General features: G+C 45.0%; 14 protein-coding genes. 4 read left to right on the forward strand and 10 right to left on the reverse strand.

What is annotated here, in order from left to right; all coding sequences use genetic code 11:
• Position 1: 1 nt before the first annotated feature.
• Genes R7Q38_RS00965 through R7Q38_RS00985 form a run of 5 tightly spaced genes read right to left on the reverse strand, consistent with a single transcriptional unit; the run spans position 2 to position 4,600 of the window.
• Positions 2-1,021 carry an ABC transporter ATP-binding protein gene (locus R7Q38_RS00965; RefSeq protein ID WP_005373862.1) on the reverse strand — a complete coding sequence of 340 codons (1,020 nt, stop codon included), beginning with the start codon at positions 1,019-1,021 and terminating at the stop codon, positions 2-4.
• Positions 1,018-1,806, reverse strand: a complete 789-nt coding sequence (locus tag R7Q38_RS00970; RefSeq protein WP_005387090.1) for an ABC transporter permease — start codon at positions 1,804-1,806, stop codon at positions 1,018-1,020. Before R7Q38_RS00970 ends, R7Q38_RS00965 begins: the two co-directional genes overlap by 4 nt.
• 2 nt (positions 1,807-1,808) lie before the next feature.
• Complete coding sequence (locus R7Q38_RS00975; RefSeq protein ID WP_033906313.1) at positions 1,809-2,699, reverse strand: ABC transporter permease; 891 nt, start codon at positions 2,697-2,699, stop codon at positions 1,809-1,811.
• Complete coding sequence (locus R7Q38_RS00980; protein ID WP_005373854.1) at positions 2,696-3,520, reverse strand: alkaline phosphatase family protein; 825 nt, start codon at positions 3,518-3,520, stop codon at positions 2,696-2,698. Before R7Q38_RS00980 ends, R7Q38_RS00975 begins: the two co-directional genes overlap by 4 nt.
• A 12-nt stretch (positions 3,521-3,532) precedes the next feature.
• Positions 3,533-4,600, reverse strand: coding sequence for an ABC transporter substrate-binding protein (locus R7Q38_RS00985; protein ID WP_239939088.1), 1,068 nt, complete (start codon positions 4,598-4,600; stop codon positions 3,533-3,535).
• 210 nt (positions 4,601-4,810) lie between these two features.
• On the opposite strand from R7Q38_RS00985, the gene R7Q38_RS00990 reads away from it, so the two are divergent.
• The gene (locus R7Q38_RS00990; protein WP_213898006.1) at positions 4,811-5,539 is read left to right on the forward strand and encodes a UTRA domain-containing protein; all 729 of its coding nucleotides are present in this window, start codon (positions 4,811-4,813) and stop codon (positions 5,537-5,539) included.
• A gap of 62 nt (positions 5,540-5,601) precedes the next feature.
• Here the strand turns inward: R7Q38_RS00990 and R7Q38_RS00995 are convergent, their stop codons facing one another.
• Positions 5,602-7,188 carry a BCCT family transporter gene (locus tag R7Q38_RS00995; protein ID WP_005373846.1) on the reverse strand — a complete coding sequence of 529 codons (1,587 nt, stop codon included), beginning with the start codon at positions 7,186-7,188 and terminating at the stop codon, positions 5,602-5,604.
• A gap of 303 nt (positions 7,189-7,491) precedes the next feature.
• On the opposite strand from R7Q38_RS00995, the gene R7Q38_RS01000 reads away from it, so the two are divergent.
• Positions 7,492-9,900 carry a beta-mannosidase gene (locus tag R7Q38_RS01000; RefSeq protein WP_239939089.1) on the forward strand — a complete coding sequence of 803 codons (2,409 nt, stop codon included), beginning with the start codon at positions 7,492-7,494 and terminating at the stop codon, positions 9,898-9,900.
• Between the two features lie 101 nt (positions 9,901-10,001).
• On the opposite strand, the gene R7Q38_RS01005 is transcribed toward R7Q38_RS01000, so the two are convergent.
• Positions 10,002-10,256, reverse strand: a complete 255-nt coding sequence (locus tag R7Q38_RS01005; protein ID WP_005387084.1) for a hypothetical protein — start codon at positions 10,254-10,256, stop codon at positions 10,002-10,004.
• Between the two features lie 166 nt (positions 10,257-10,422).
• On the opposite strand from R7Q38_RS01005, the gene R7Q38_RS01010 reads away from it, so the two are divergent.
• Both R7Q38_RS01010 and R7Q38_RS01015 read left to right on the forward strand, forming a co-directional pair.
• Positions 10,423-10,782, forward strand: a complete 360-nt coding sequence (locus tag R7Q38_RS01010) for a DUF6559 family protein (protein WP_054865478.1) — start codon at positions 10,423-10,425, stop codon at positions 10,780-10,782.
• 137 nt (positions 10,783-10,919) lie between these two features.
• Complete coding sequence (locus R7Q38_RS01015) at positions 10,920-11,954, forward strand: PotD/PotF family extracellular solute-binding protein (protein ID WP_054730624.1); 1,035 nt, start codon at positions 10,920-10,922, stop codon at positions 11,952-11,954.
• A 107-nt stretch (positions 11,955-12,061) separates the two neighbouring features.
• On the opposite strand, the gene tyrS is transcribed toward R7Q38_RS01015, so the two are convergent.
• The 3 genes from tyrS to R7Q38_RS01030 all read right to left on the reverse strand — a co-directional run bounded on the left by tyrS (position 12,062) and on the right by R7Q38_RS01030 (position 15,183).
• Positions 12,062-13,321 carry a tyrosine--tRNA ligase gene (gene tyrS / locus R7Q38_RS01020; RefSeq protein WP_239939090.1) on the reverse strand — a complete coding sequence of 420 codons (1,260 nt, stop codon included), beginning with the start codon at positions 13,319-13,321 and terminating at the stop codon, positions 12,062-12,064.
• An 82-nt stretch (positions 13,322-13,403) separates the two neighbouring features.
• Positions 13,404-14,210 (reverse strand): response regulator transcription factor, encoded by an 807-nt coding sequence (locus R7Q38_RS01025; protein ID WP_206953401.1) that lies wholly within the window; start codon positions 14,208-14,210, stop codon positions 13,404-13,406.
• A gap of 193 nt (positions 14,211-14,403) precedes the next feature.
• Positions 14,404-15,183: a hypothetical protein gene (locus R7Q38_RS01030; RefSeq protein ID WP_005373824.1), complete on the reverse strand. Its 780-nt coding sequence runs from the start codon at positions 15,181-15,183 to the stop codon at positions 14,404-14,406.
• Between the last annotated feature and the right edge of the window lie 81 nt (positions 15,184-15,264).

The following is a 15,264-nucleotide window of genomic DNA, read 5'->3' on the forward strand; positions in this document are numbered from 1 at the left end:
TTTAGGCTCTCACTGGTTGAATTTCGTTTAGGTTAAAGAGTAGTTCTAGTTGGCTGCCATTCGCTAGTAAGCGTTCTGAAGAGCGGTTAAGTAAGTCAACAGTGAGCTCACACTCTTCAACGTTCACTTGATAGCGAATAACATTACCTAGAAGCTGGTGGTTGGTGATCGTACCTACTTGTGGCGCTGAGATGTGGCTATCATATTGACGACCTTGCTCTTTTACATATATAGACTCTGGGCGAATCGCCACTTTCCATTCGGTATCAATGTTGAAGAGTTGCTTGGCTTTATTGGCCTCTACAAGGTTGTAGTGCCCCATGAAACCGGCCACAAACTCGTTAGCAGGATGAGTATAGATTTCTTCAGGTGTTCCTGCTTGAACAATTTCCCCTTTACTCATTAGGAAGATACGATCAGACATAATCATCGCCTCTTCTTGGTCATGAGTTACGAAGATAGTGGTGAGATTCATCTCTTTCTGAATGTCTCGGATTTGCTGACGAAGGTGTTTGCGGATTTTGGCATCAAGCGCAGAAAGTGGCTCATCAAGCAATAATATGCGAGGTTTCACCACCAACGCTCGAGCGAGTGCGACACGCTGGCGCTGACCGCCAGAAAGTTGATGCGGATAGTGTTTTTCTTTACCTGCCAGATCCACCAGTTTGATGACTTTAGCCACTTCACGTCGAATATCATCATTCGCAAGCTTTTTCATTTTTAAGCCAAATGCAATGTTGCCTTCGACGGTCATATTGGGAAACAGCGCATACGATTGAAAGACCATCCCAATACCACGCTCTTGCGGGACTTGATGCGTGATATCTTCTCCGTTTACCCAAATCTCGCCTCCATCGACAGGGTTAAGCCCAGCAAGGCTGCGAAGTAGTGTCGATTTACCACAACCGCTAGGGCCCAAAAGCGTAATGAATTCACCTTGCTCGATGTTAAAGTGAATGTCCTCAAATACGGTGTTATCACCAAAACGTTTAGTCAGATTTTTCGCTGTTACGTAGCTCATTGTTTGACTCCTCGGCTGAAACGACTTGCCAACCAAGTCAGTAAAAAAATAAATAGGAAGTAGGTCATCACTAAGGCAGACGTAAAGTGGCCGCTCGTCTGACGCATGTTATACAAGTAGATTTGCAGGGTTTCATAACGTGTGCCGACTAAAATATTGGCGAACACAAACTCTCCCAATAGAAATGAAAATGAAAGGAAAAGCGATGCCATCAGTCCTTTTTTGAGGTTAGGTAAAATGACCATCAAAAACGCTTTGGTTGTGCTTGCCCCTAGCAAGTGTGCAGCGTCCATTAAATCGTTAAGGTTAATTGCTTCGAAGCTATTAGAAATCGCACGATACATGAACGGTAACGCGATGGTGAAGTAAGTACCTACTAGAATCCAAGGAGTACCGATAAGGGAGATTTCACTGTCAGCATAAAGTTGAAGCAAGCCGACGGAGGACACCACTGGTGGTACAGCGAATGGTAGCAAAATCAATACGTTCATGAGCTTATCGAGCTTCGGAAAGTAGTAAAACACCACGAATATCGCTGGCAGAACCAGAAGCACACTGAGGGTTAGCGAAGCAATACAAATAAACAGCGAACGCCCAAACGCTTGCAAAAAGCGTGGGTCGGTCAGCAATTTAACGTACCAATCAAAAGTGAAACCATCTGGAAGCACCGTGGCGCCCCAGCGTGATGAAAGCGAATAGACAAAGGTCGCTAAAATCGGGATGAGCATGATCCCAACAATGGAATAAACCACCGTTTTATGGAATCGATTATTAACGTTGTTCATGACTACTTCCTACCTGCATAGCTTTTCGAAATGAGCCATTGGTTAATCACTGTGATAAAGGCAAGTAACGCCATTAGAATCACCGAAATTGCAGCGGCGAGATTAGGTTCAAGGAACAGGTCTCCCGATACCAGACTCGCAATTCGAATTGTGATGACGTTATAGTTACCGGAGGTCAGCGCATAAACACTCGCATATGCGCCAATTGCGTTGGCTATTAAGATAATAAAGGTACCGAATAAGGCTGGTGAGAGCACTGGCAGCGCGATTTTCGCCCAATACTGTGATGTTTTGGCTCCCAGTAGCGCAGCTGCTGCTTGCCAATCATCACTCAACGCGTCGAACGCAGGGTAGAGCAACAACACCGCCAGCGGGATTTGGAAGTAGATGTAAATGGCCAGCAGGCCCCATTTACCATAAAGGTCGAAATCACCGAGTAAGCCATACTGCTTGAGCAAAAGGGTAATCGCCCCATTGGTGCCCAAAATAATAATAAAAGCGAATGACAGAGGTACGCCTGCAAAGTTGCTGCTCATGTTCGTAAACGCAATCACACCGTCGCGGACTTTAGAATCGACTCTGCGCAGAGAAGAGACCAACAGAGTCGCAATGGCTAAGCCAAAAATGCTCGACCATATAGCTAACCACAAACTGTTGCCAAACGCCTGCATCATAAAGGCGGAGTCGAGCACTTCAATGTAGTTATCGAAGGCAAACTCGCCATCGTAGATAAAGCTGTTTAACAGCACCCAAATCATCGGTGCGAGTTGAAATAGGTAGAAAAACAGCGCGAAAGGCACCAACCAAATGGCTGGCTTAAAGCGCTTTAACCAAGTACTTGCCAAATTTGAGCGTGATTCGCTGGAGCTTGGGGAGAGGACTGAACTGCTCATAGTGCTAACAATTCCTGAGTGTATGGCTTCGTGTGGTCAAGGTTTAGCAATTGACAAACGGTGCCACAAATATCAGTTTGCTTAATATGACAATCTTGATGGGTAAACTTATCACCAATCACAAACAGGGGAACTTCTCGTTCTTCAGGTAAAATCCCACCGTGAGAAAGATCGTTGTTCATGCCATGATCGCTGGTCACAATGATTTGATACCCATCAGCAAGCCATTGATCGATGTAGTTGGAAAGAATAATGTCTGCACCTCGCGCACAATTGCGGTATTGGCGAGAGTCTAGGCCAAACTTATGTCCTGTATCGTCGATATTCATCGGATGGATCAATAAGAAATCAGGTTGATAGTTTCGACGTAAATACTCTGCGTCCAGGAACAAGGCTTCATCAGGATAATGATCCCAATGGTAAAAGCAGCCGTGCTGGATATTCAGGGTTTCATCATGCGTGAAACGATCGCGAACAGGTTCAAATGGCGCGCGATTATAAAGCTCACTTACCCAGTGGTAGGCAGCCGCAGCGGTCACTTTTCCTTGGGCTTTTGCCAAACTGAAAATGGAATCGTGTTTGGATAGACGAACGATATTGTTGTTTACGATGCCGCTTTCTACAGGGCGAACGCCCGTTAAAATGCACTCATAAAGTGGGCGAGACATAGAGGGCAGCTCACACTGCACAGGATAAAGCGTTGCGCGAGTTTCTTGTTGGGAACGACTTTGTTCTAGAAGACCATTGAGGTAGCCCATGCAATCACGGGCTACCTGATAGTTCAGTCCATCTAGAACAACAAGGATGACCTTATTGCTCATAACGACTTACTCTTATTGCTGGTGGATTAAGACACTTTCTTGCCATTGACGTGGCAGCTTACGTGCGGACTTTTCCCAAGCTGAGAAGTCAGTCACTGGGTGAACATTGCTGTATTGGTCATTAGCAATTAGCTTGTCTTGCACTGCTTGAGGCAGCGTGATGTTGGTGCGGATTGGACGCGCATAACCTTCTGCTAAGTTGATTTGCCCTTGATCGCTGAAGATGTATTCACGAGCAAGCTTTGCTGCATTAGGGTTCTTCGCGTATTTATTGATTATGGTTGTATAACCAGAAATCACAGAGCCATCTTGAGGAATGCTCACTGTAAAGCGGTCGCGGTCAATTTTGTCGCGGTAGTTCAATGCATTGAAGTCCCACATGATCGCCACTTCCACTTCGCCTTTTTCTAGGTTGGCGATGTTCGGATCGGTAAATGAAAGACGACCTTGCTTCGCGAGTTCAGAAAAGAATTTGAGCGCAGGCTTGAGGTTGGATTCGTCCCCACCGTTGGCGAACGCTGCGGCGAGAACCGCGTTGTTTGCCTGTGCTGCTACGCCTACGTCACCTACGGTCACTTTGTAGTCACCTTTTAATAGGTCATCCCACGTTTTTGGCGCGTCTTTTACGAGGTTATTGTTGGAGATAAAAGAAATAGTGCCAGTGTAAGCAAGTGCCCAATGACCATCTTCGTCTTTTGCCCAATCTGGGATGTCATTCCAAGTTGTTGGTTTATATGGCTGAGTGACGCCTTTTTTAACCGCTACACGTGCGAAGGCAAAGCCTACGTCACCAATGTCTGCGGTCGCGTTTTTCTTCTCAGCTTCGAATTTTGCGATTTCTTGAGCCGAGCTCATATCCGTGTCTTGGTGCTTAAGGTTGTAATTTGACTTTAAATCAGCCCAAGTGTCTTTCCAGTTTGCCCAACTGTCAGGCATACCCACACTGTAAACCGCCCCTTCTTTTTGTGCTGCTACTACCAAAGATTCAATATCGGCTTCTTTCGCTACTGTTGGCGTAGAGAGCGTTACCGCAATGATTGCCGCTGGTGCGGTAATTGAACGACTTAGCAAAGTTTTCATTGTCTCCATCCTTCTGGACTAGGTCAGTAAGTTCGCTTTGTATGCTATGGATGGAATGTGACGATTTAGCGCAAGTAATTTGACAGTTTTGCTGATTTTATATGGCACTTATATTTCATACGTTCAGTATGTGTTCTGTTGATTAATGTCATATTTTTGTTACGTAAACGCCTTATGTTATTCGTCAAATTATCCTTGGACTAGATCAGAATGAGAGCGACAGGCACCGGACAATTTGGTACCCAATTAGGAAAAATTAGAAGCAGCTTAAAACAGCAGATTCTTTCCGGCATCATGTCGGAAGGACAAAAACTGCCGTCAGAGAGAGAGCTCAGTGAGCTGTTTTCTACAACTCGAATCACTATCAAAGATGCGTTGGTGTCTTTAGAAACTGAAGGTCTTATTTATCGAGAAGAGCGCCGGGGTTGGTATGTATCTCCTGAGCGTATCTGTTACAACCCGTTGTCTCGTTCTCACTTCCATCAGATGATTCGAGAGCAGCATCGTATTGCAGAAACTAAGCTACTCAACGTGCGAAGTGAAATGGCCGCAGGTGAGTATGCCAAATCGTTAGAGGTTGAGCGAATTACCCCAATTTATGTGATTGAACGGTTACGTTTTATTGATGGGCGAGCGGTATTGTTTGTTGAGAACGTGCTCAAAGCGGCACTGTTTGAGGGTATATTGTCTGAGAACCTCACCATATCCCTGACGGGCATTTATCGTGAGAAGTATGGTTACGAGACAAAGCGCTCTCGTTTTGATGTGATTCCCACGTCAGCTCCTGCTCATGTCGCTAAGGCGTTGAACCTAGCTGAAGGACAACCCGTTCTGAAAATTCGGCGGGTAAACTACAAACAAGATGGCAAATTAATGGACTGCGAATTCGAGTATTGGCGTCCAGACGCAGTGATGATTCGCATTGATAGCGTAGGATAAAGCGCAGAATTAAAAAGAGCCCAATGAAGGGCTCTTTTTCGCATATTGGTTAGAGAGGCGGTTTAAACGAGGCCTTGCTCTTTTGCCATTCTGCTTGCAATGCCGGGTGCTTTCCAAATGCTTGGCAGCAAAATGAAAGACACAGGCACGGCAGTAATTACAATGAAAGACTGCAGTGCAGAAATACCACCAGAGCCCATTGAGATAAGCGCAATAGCGACAATACCCATAATCAGACCCCAGAACGAGCGAATCACTGCGTTTGGTTCTGTTGAGCCCGTCATCACTACACTGATTGTGTAAGTCATCGAGTCACCCGTCGTCACGATAAATGTTGTCGTTAAGATCAGGAACAGAACCGAAATGATCATTGGGTAAGGTAATTCACCAGTAATCGCTAGCAGTGCTGCAGGCAAGTTAAAGCCTTCAAACGCAGATGAAATCAAACCAGGGTTATCAAGTTCAAACGCAAGGCCACTGCCACCAACGATACTAAACCAGAAGCAAGTAATCAGCGGTGCCGCGATGCTAATAGACATGATTAATTGGCGAATTGTACGACCACGAGAGATACGAGCAATAAAGATCGCCATCATTGGGCCATAACCGATAAACCAACCCCAGAAGAATACTGTCCACCAACTTAGCCAGCCTGTATCACCACGGTAAAGTGCCATAGGGAAGAAGTTATCCACCATACGACCAACGCCTTGCACGTAGCCATCAACGATAAAGCTTGTCGGCCCGAAGAACAGGATGTAACCAATTAATAGTACAGACAAAATGATGTTGTAACGACTGACGATTTGAATACCCTTGCTCAAACCGCTCAGTGCGGAAAGGGTATACATCAGGATCGCCGCCATGATAACCATGCTTTGCGTTACGAACGTATCTGGCAGGCCAAACAATGAGTTTAGCGCGTAGCTAATTTGTAAACCTAAGAAGCCGATAGGACCGATGGTTCCTGCTGCTACTGCAATGATGCTACATGCGTCAGCAACATCACCAATCCAGCCTTTAATGGCTTTATCACCAAAAACAGGGTAAAGCAGAGTACGCGGCTTAAGAGGCAGGCCTTTATCGTAATGCAAGTGCATTAAGACAATGGAAGATAGACCACCAAGGATCGCCCAAGCTAAGAAGCCCCAGTGCATAAAAGACTGAGATAGGGCATTGATTGCGGCAGTTTTCGGTGAGGCTTCCCCGTATAGAGGCGGAGCAGTCACAAAGTGCGCGATAGGCTCAGCAGCGGCCCAGAACACACCACCACCTGCAAGTAGAGTACAGAGTACGATTGACAACCACTTAAAGTTATCAATATCAGGTTTCGCTAGACCACCTAGGCGCACATAACCAGTGCGACCAAACGCAAGAGCCAAACCAATTAGGAAATTCAGAAGAAGCAGTACTTGCCAGTAAGCTCCGAAATATTTAGTAGCAAAGCCGAAGCCGGTGTTAACCATTGCGGTTAGAGAGTCGGTATTCGTTAGAGCAAGTAAAACGAATAGAGTGAGGAAGCTACCACTTAACCAAAAGACAGGATTGGTGAGTTCGAGGCGCTTGAGTAAAGATGGGGGATGAATAGCAGAATAGTCAGCATCCTGAATAGGCGCTGTGTGGGAGGCGGCATTCGTCATATTTGACATAATTACTTCGCTTTTTAGGGCTATGAAGCCGTGCATTTCCCCTCACATCGTTTCAACGAAAAGTGTGAGGATGTTCAAAAAGCCGATGATGTTAACATGTCGAAGTTGCAAATATAACCTTAGATTTCGATTAATTTTTAACAGGTTAGCCAAGTTGCTGATTTTTGGGTAGAGATCAAAAGAAAGAGTTTTTACGTGAAATGCACCGCATTTCGTATGTAATTAACATTTCCCTTGTTTTTGCATGGAATTATCAGGATTACATTGAGAAAACATGTTTTTCCCAAGCTAAGGTTTAACTCAATGGCTCACTTCGAACTTAACGGGCAGTGGATGCTTACCTCGCCACAGCGTCCCGATCTTGAAATTCCAATGTTTATTCCGGGCGATAATGTGTCGGCGCTTTTACAAGCAGAGCAGATTCCAGATCCTTATTTTGCCGATAATGAAAACAAAGTTCGATGGATTGAAGAGTGTGAGTGGCATATCTCACGTGAGTTTGAAGTCGACGCGTTTACGTTGTCTGCCAAGCAAATTTGGATGACGCTAACTCGTGTCGATACATTGGCAACCTTCTATGTTAATGGTGAGCTAGCACTAACTTGCAGCAACATGTTTACCCAGCAACGTGTGGATATTAAACCGCATTTAAAGCAAGGTACTAACACGATTCGGGTTGAGTTTGCTCGGGCGGATTTAGAAGGTATCGCAAGAGCAAAAAAACTGCCATTTCCTATTCCATCGGCAATGGGCAACAACCAAATTCCACACATGAACTTGATCCGAAAAACACAATGCCATTCCGGATGGGACTGGGGCATTTGCTTGATGGTATCGGGTATTTACGACCCCATTCAAATCGACATTGTGAATGAGCTTTGGCTCAAAGGCTTCTCGACAGAGCAGCAATGGCAAGCCGATGGGAGTGTGTTTCTTGATGTAGTAGTTGAAGTGGAAACGGACAGTCAACGCCATGAAATGATGGTTGAATTTAATGGTGAGCGTCAATGTATTCAAACAAAAGGAAGTGGTCACTATCATTGCCAGTTCCACATTTTGGAGCCTCAACGCTGGTGGCCATCGGGTTATGGCGAAGCGTATCTCTATCCCATTACCATTTCTTGCAGAGAGCAAAAGTTAACGCACAACATTGGTTTGCGTCAGCTAACTCTAAATAATCAAGCTGATGAGCACGGCTCTGCAATGGAATTTATCGTCAATGGCGTACCGATTAATGCTAAAGGTGCCAACTGGATCCCTATTGACGCAATGCCGGGGCGAGAGTGCGAAACACGTTATCGCAACCTTTTGCAAAGTGCGGTTGACGCCAACATGAACATGATTCGCGTATGGGGCGGTGGTCAGTACGAGAGTGAAATCTTTTATAACCTTTGTGATGAACTTGGCTTGTTGGTGTGGCAAGACATGATGTTCGCCTGCTCGTTGTACCCATCAAACGACGAGTTTTTAAAAGAGGTAGAAGAAGAACTTAGATTCCAAATCCCGAGGCTCAAGGAGCACCCATCAATCGCACTTTGGTGTGGTGACAATGAAGTGATTGGAGCTATTGGTTGGTATGACGAATCTAAGCGCAGTAAAGTCAAATACACGGTTAACTACGATCGCCTCAACCGCAAGATTGAGAAGGAGATTACCGAGCAAGATAGCACTCGCCGTTTCTGGCCAAGTTCCCCATGTAATGGTGAACTGGATTTCGGTGATGCGTGGCATGATGATAGTAAAGGCGATATGCACTTTTGGGACGTTTGGCATTCAGGAAAATCATTCAGTGCCTACCTTGACGTGAATCCTCGTTTTTGCTCTGAGTTTGGTTTTCAATCTTGGCCATCTTTTGCTGAAGTTAAGCGGTTTGTCCCTGAGCAAGACTGGAATATTACATCCCCAACTTTCGAACAACATCAGAAGAACCCTCGAGGTAATAGTATTATCACAGAGATGTTCACGCGCTATTTTCGTTTTCCCTCTGGATTCGAGAGCATGCTGTATTTAAGTCAAGTTCAGCAGGCAATCGCGATCAAAACTGCATGCGATCATTGGCGTGCCATTTCTCCAGTTTGTCGCGGCATGCTGTACTGGCAACTCAACGATAACTGGCCTGTCAGTTCTTGGTCTAGTTTGGAATACAGTGGTCGATGGAAGCAGTTGCACTACCATGCGAAGCGATTTTTTGCGCCACAGTATTTGGTATTTTCCGAGCATACAGGCAAGTTGAGCCTACATTTGCTCAATGATGCCAAAGAGTCCGCAAGCGTCAACACACTGCTTAAGTGGGTAGATTGGCAAGGGGAAGAAAAGCAATGTTGGAGCTTAGAACAAACAGTCATAGCAGACAGCAATACGATTTTGTGGCAATTGGATGAATCGATCGAGAAGGACGAACTTACGTCAGGCTTCTTGTATGTTGAAGCGCAAATCGGTGAAGACAGAATAAGCAACACATGGTTTAGTACTCACGAGCTAAAAACCTTGCCGATAGCGAAAGCCAATATAGGTGTCTCTATTGAAGGGAGGAAAATTACATTGATTGCGGATAAGCCTGCGTTTTTTGTTCATTTGGAGAGTGATGCTGATGGAAGATTCAGTGACTCCAGTTTTACTCTGTTGGTCAACGTTCCAATGACGGTTGAGTATTTAGGTGATGATGTTTCAGGTATGCAGCAGTCGTTGAGGGTATGCCACCTTAATGATTAAAGCGGGCATAGAACATCTATATGCTGATAACTAAAAAGGGAGCGTTTGCTCCCTTTTTAGTTACCAAGTATCCGTTATTAAGCTCAGGTTGAGACAGAAGACTATTTAAGTTTCTGATGGACCCGATAGCTAACGACAAAGCCAATGTAGAATAGTGCAGCAAGAGTAATCACTGCCGTCGCGTACGCCAGCAGGCTGTTTAACCCTAAACCAAAAGCCAAAGTGAAGGCGATACCATGAATGGCTTCCGCAGGGATTCGGTACCAAGCAGCGTGGACGGAAGATCCGAAGAGGATAAAGGTACTAAGTAAGACAATCGTGCCGCCTATAAAGCCGACCCATCTGCTGTTGTTCATGTTGCAGTCTCAGGGGTTACCGAGGTAACGTAACAAAATATTTCAGAATCGTATTATACAACCGATCATCGCGAAAAGCGCTAGAGAAATTTCGCGGATAAAACAGAGTGTTTTAATTCGAACAAAAGAATACGACATAGCCAACTTAATACAGGAATAACAAAACATGTTGAGATTTATACAACGTCGCCGCATTAAGAAAGTGATTAAACTAATGAGTACCAGATTGGTGGTGGGATACGGCAGTCGTGACTACTTTTCGGTTGGTCAGGTAAAGACGAGCACCAGCGAGTTAAGCGCGTGCCAACAAAAAATTGCGTTGGCATTATATGCGGATCCGCAAGATCTTGATTTGGAAAACCAACCAGAGTTGCAAGCAATACGCTCAGACGTGGCGCATGACTTCTTCGCTGGTGTCGATTATACCGCTCAAGATGTGCTTAATTTACTCGGTTCTGGTGGCTGGAAAGGTGGCCGAATGGAAGATGGAATGTCTCATCATTTTGGTATGCACAGTCGCTATTAAAAACATGCGTTAATTTTATAAATTCGATAAATATTTTTGCTGTTAAAGATTAATTAAATTTTCTTTCAATTGGGTAACAATTACCTAATTATGCACCCGAATCCCAGCGCGTCGCTGGACTGGTTGGATTGCATACCATGAAATTAATCATCAAAGGATTGGGGCTGAGTGCTCTTGTGCTCAGCATGTTTGCTCATGCAGATAGCAAAACGTTGAACGTTTATGCATGGGGTGGCTATTTGCCGGAAGCATCGTTAAAAGCGTTTGAAAAACAAGAAGGCATTACGATTAATTATTCGACTTTTGAGAATAATGAATCAATGTACACCAAGCTAAAATTGCTAAAAGGTTCTGGCTACGATGTGGTTTTTGCTTCTGCGTACTTCATTGAAAAAATGGGGCGAGAAGGGCTGCTTTCGAAAATAGATCACGCTCAAGTGCCAAACATGCAAGACACAATGGACGGTTTACTTGGCCAAGCGCACGATCCTAAAAATGATTACTCGCTGCCTTATATTTGGGGCATTACCGGGATCAGCTACAACGAATCCATGGTTGAGCAACCAGTGACCAAATGGGCAGACTTATGGGAGTCTCAATACGAACAACAAGTCATGCTGATTGATGACGTTCGCGATGTGTTCGGTATGGCGCTGAAGAAAAATGGCCATAGCGTGAACACAAAAGACGAAGCAGAAATCGAGCAGGCTTTTGATTCTCTAGTCGCGCTGAAAAACAACGTATTACTGTACAACTCAGATGCGCCGCAAGTCCCTTACGTGTCCGGTGAAACATCGGTCGGCATGCAATGGAACGGCAACGCATTCCAAGGACAGGTTGAAATGCCTGAGCTGAAGTTCGTGATGCCGGAAGAGGGCGCGGTATTGTGGATGGACAACTTCACTATTCCGTCTGGCAGTAAAAACAAAGCATTGGCGCATAAATTTATTAACTTCATGTACCAATCAGAGAACCAAGCGGAAATCGTGACCAGTTTGGGTTATGCGTCGGCAACGAACGCTGGGCGTGACAAATTGCCAGAAGAGTTGAAAAACAACCGTACTATTTTCCCTTCATCAGAAGACTTGAAAAAAGGCGAGTTTATTAATGATGTTGGCGCAGAAACGTTAGCGATTTACGAAAAGTACTGGCAACGTTTAAGAACGCAATAAGCAACGTCTTTGCCTATTGTTAGGCTTAAAATCGTTCAAATTTGGATTCCCCTCATCACGAAAGTGGTGAGGGGAATTTTTTTATAGTTTTTGTACTGCGAGTGTTGCTACGCGGCACGCTTTACGAGGCAGAAGTGCTTTTTACCGCGTTGCAGTAACCAATATTGATCAAACAGTGGGAAGCTTAAACTCGGGTTATCAGCCGCCACTTTTTCACCGTTTACACTGATGGCGTTGTTGCTGATGTGTTCGCGTGCAACACGCTTCGAACTTGCTAAGCCCGACTCAATCAACAGCTCAACCAAATCTTGCTGTGCGCTCTCAATGCTTGGTAAACCATCCAACTCCAATTGTTTTAATTCACCCAAACTCAGTTGTTGCACATTACCGCTGAATAAAGCTTGAGTGATGCGCTCGGCGCTAGCTAGGCCTTCTTCGCCATGAACAAATCGCGTCATTTCCTCAGCGAGGATACGTTGTGCTTGTGGCTTGCTTTGGCTTGCTTGGTCTTGCGCTTCAATGCTGGCAATTTCTTCGCAGCTCAAGAACGTGTAGTAACGCAGGAAGTGGTAAACGTCGGCGTCTTCTGCGCCAAGCCAGAACTGGTAGAACGCGTAAGGAGAGGTCTTGCTAGGATCTAGCCATACTGCACCACCTTCAGTTTTGCCAAATTTGGTGCCATCGGATTTGGTGATCAGCGGCAGAGTTAAGCCAAATACTTGCTCACCATTTTGACGGCGAGTTAAATCGATCCCGCTGACGATGTTTCCCCATTGGTCATTGCCACCGATTTGCAAACGGCAACCGTATCGACGGTTTAGCTCGGCAAAATCGTACGATTGCAATAGGGCGTAGCTAAATTCGGTGAAGGAGATACCTTGGTCAGGTCGTTGCAGGCGTTGTTTTACCGATTCTCGGTTGACCATAGTATTGATCGAGAAGTGCTTACCCACATCGCGGAAGAAGTCGATCACATTGATCGCTTTCATCCAGTCAGCGTTGTTCACCATGATCATCGGCTTGGTCAGTTGGTGATTCATCAACTGCTGAATTTGATTAGAAAGATCGTTAACCCAGCCTGAGACGATTTCCTCTGAGTTCAGACTGCGCTCAGTCGCTTTAAAGCTTGGGTCGCCAATCATGCCCGTTGCACCGCCAATCAAGGCAACAGCTTGGTGTCCGGCATCTTGAAAGCGCTTAAGCATAATCAAAGGCACGAGGTGGCCGATATGCAAGCTGCCAGCTGTAGGATCGAAGCCGCAGTAAACGGTTTGTGGCTGTGAGAGAAGTGTCTGAATTTCTTCCAAATCGCTGGCTTGTGCAATCAAGCCACGATCTTGTAAATCTTGCAGTAATGGTGTCGTCATTCTTTTTGTCTGTCTTAGTGGTTGTTACATTTAGACTAAAACGCGACACCTTTTCTCGATATATCCCTTAAGGGACAGTTTTTTATCTTGAATGGAGAATGAGGTGATTGAGGAAAAGCTGGAATAACTCACTCAATGAAGACACATTTAATTGCGAGTAAATTCGCTTTCGATGATTTTTGACCGTGCCTTGAACTAAGTGTAACCGCGCGGCAATTTCTTTGGTGTCAAACCCTTGAGCGAGAAGCGAAGCCACCTCTTGTTCGCGACGGGTGAGTGATTCTACGCCAAACGTTGCTAAAGCTTGCTCAATGGCTAATCGCATACTGCCAGAATAAGCACTCTGTGCAAAAACAGGCTCAGAAAAGGTAAATTCCGTTTGTTTCCAATGCTGCTGACAAAGCGACTGAATTATCGGGAAATAGGGCTTTAGCTTATTGATTTGTTGCTGAGAAAAGTATTTTCCATCATTCATATACCCGAAGTACAGCATGACCCAACGGCCAGATTCAACTTCGACTAGCATGCTCAGTTCGTCTTTCCACCCGGTCTGATGGTAGAACTGTTCGCAGTAGGAAGTAAAATCAACGCCTTTACGCGCCACGTCTTTGAGCGTAAATACGCCTTGTTGCTTTGTTTCGTTTAGTTTGAGAAAAAAAGGGTCATTTTGAAATGAGTCAGTAAGGTAGCGTTGAAAAAGTAACTCTCGCTCGTTCTCAATTGAGTCGTAGAGATAAATAGGATGTTTACCTTCTCGGTAACCTAAAATAACTGCGCAATCAAAATGAAAAAGAGTGCGAATGACACGCATAAGTTTAGGAGTAAAGTTAGGCGTGTTAAGAGCAGAAATTGCTTCTGCTAGCAGATTATTAAAGTTATTGTTAGGCATGGGATACCGAATTGCAGGTGGTTTTGCGCAAGCATAACCAAAAGCAATCCAACGAGAAAGGGAAGTCGCCATCTTCTGGTGACTTCCATAGAGAAAGTTGCGTAAGTGCTCAGTTTTGAGGAATCATATCCCCGTTAACTTATTGATAAGGGTGCATAACAACGGTTTTATTTAAGCGATTAGTTGCTATGCATTACTGCGAGTTAGTGAGCTCTTCGTTAACCCAATATTTAGAACCAGACACGTTAGCATCGATGAGCAAACCTTTAGCGTTCAACTGATAGACGGCGACGCCGCTGTTAAATTGTTTTGAAAGTTGCTCTGAATCTTCGCCCGCAACAGCAGAGGCTTCACTTGTGGCCTCCCATCCTTCGTTGACGAACGTATCAAAGTCTTCTTTGCTCTCAAACAGAACCACTTGTTGGTAAAATTTGCCGCCAGCCCCAAGTGCAACGCCCAAACCAAACATATTCATATAAGTGCGTTCTTCTGTTTCCTTATTCACTGCGACTCCTGACCCTGAGTTGGTGTGAAACAGCAAAGATAATTTACGAGAATCAAAGACCGCGTAGCCGTACGCGTTGTCGTAAATAGCTTTTGCCTCCGGCTTTTCATTAAATAACTTGAGCAAAGCGCTATCTGCCATTAAGTCCACGGCTTGGCGAGCTTCTTCTGGCGTATCGCCTTCCATCAGCTCATCAATTTTTTTGTCGGCAGCATCTATCCATTCTTTGCTTTTCTCGATGCTGGCTTCTGTCCATTCGCCTGCGGTATTGATCGCTTCCTCGGACCAGTTCGTGAAATCTTGCCACGCTTGTTTTGAAAACGCTTTGGTGTCGTCCCAAGCATCTTGTGCAGTATCAGAAACTGCGTCGCCAAGCTCAGACATTTTATTGGAAATTTCATCCCAATCGGCATAAGCAGGGGATGCCAGGAGCATCAATGTAGTAAGGAGTGCGATAGGCTTTTTCATCAAATTCTCTCTGGAGTTATCGATATACCATTCATTTTAGGTCATCAGACTTTGATAATGAAATTGACTAAATGACGAACT

Origin of the sequence: Vibrio sp. Vb0598, from assembly GCF_033338935.1 — a bacterium.
Classification (GTDB): domain Bacteria; phylum Pseudomonadota; class Gammaproteobacteria; order Enterobacterales; family Vibrionaceae; genus Vibrio; species Vibrio alginolyticus.

Coding starts and splice junctions, on each gene's coding strand:
- R7Q38_RS01015 (WP_054730624.1), top strand. CDS start 10,920: ATGAAATTAATCATCAAAGGATTGGGGCTGAGTGCTCTTGTGCTCAGC.
- R7Q38_RS00995 (WP_005373846.1), bottom strand. CDS start 7,188: ATGTCAAATATGACGAATGCCGCCTCCCACACAGCGCCTATTCAGGAT.
- R7Q38_RS01030 (WP_005373824.1), bottom strand. CDS start 15,183: ATGAAAAAGCCTATCGCACTCCTTACTACATTGATGCTCCTGGCATCC.
- tyrS (WP_239939090.1), bottom strand. CDS start 13,321: ATGACGACACCATTACTGCAAGATTTACAAGATCGTGGCTTGATTGCA.
- R7Q38_RS00975 (WP_033906313.1), bottom strand. CDS start 2,699: ATGAGCAGTTCAGTCCTCTCCCCAAGCTCCAGCGAATCACGCTCAAAT.
- R7Q38_RS00980 (WP_005373854.1), bottom strand. CDS start 3,520: ATGAGCAATAAGGTCATCCTTGTTGTTCTAGATGGACTGAACTATCAG.
- R7Q38_RS00990 (WP_213898006.1), top strand. CDS start 4,811: ATGAGAGCGACAGGCACCGGACAATTTGGTACCCAATTAGGAAAAATT.
- R7Q38_RS00970 (WP_005387090.1), bottom strand. CDS start 1,806: ATGAACAACGTTAATAATCGATTCCATAAAACGGTGGTTTATTCCATT.
- R7Q38_RS01000 (WP_239939089.1), top strand. CDS start 7,492: ATGGCTCACTTCGAACTTAACGGGCAGTGGATGCTTACCTCGCCACAG.
- R7Q38_RS00985 (WP_239939088.1), bottom strand. CDS start 4,600: ATGAAAACTTTGCTAAGTCGTTCAATTACCGCACCAGCGGCAATCATT.
- R7Q38_RS01025 (WP_206953401.1), bottom strand. CDS start 14,210: ATGCCTAACAATAACTTTAATAATCTGCTAGCAGAAGCAATTTCTGCT.
- R7Q38_RS01010 (WP_054865478.1), top strand. CDS start 10,423: ATGTTGAGATTTATACAACGTCGCCGCATTAAGAAAGTGATTAAACTA.
- R7Q38_RS01005 (WP_005387084.1), bottom strand. CDS start 10,256: ATGAACAACAGCAGATGGGTCGGCTTTATAGGCGGCACGATTGTCTTA.
- R7Q38_RS00965 (WP_005373862.1), bottom strand. CDS start 1,021: ATGAGCTACGTAACAGCGAAAAATCTGACTAAACGTTTTGGTGATAAC.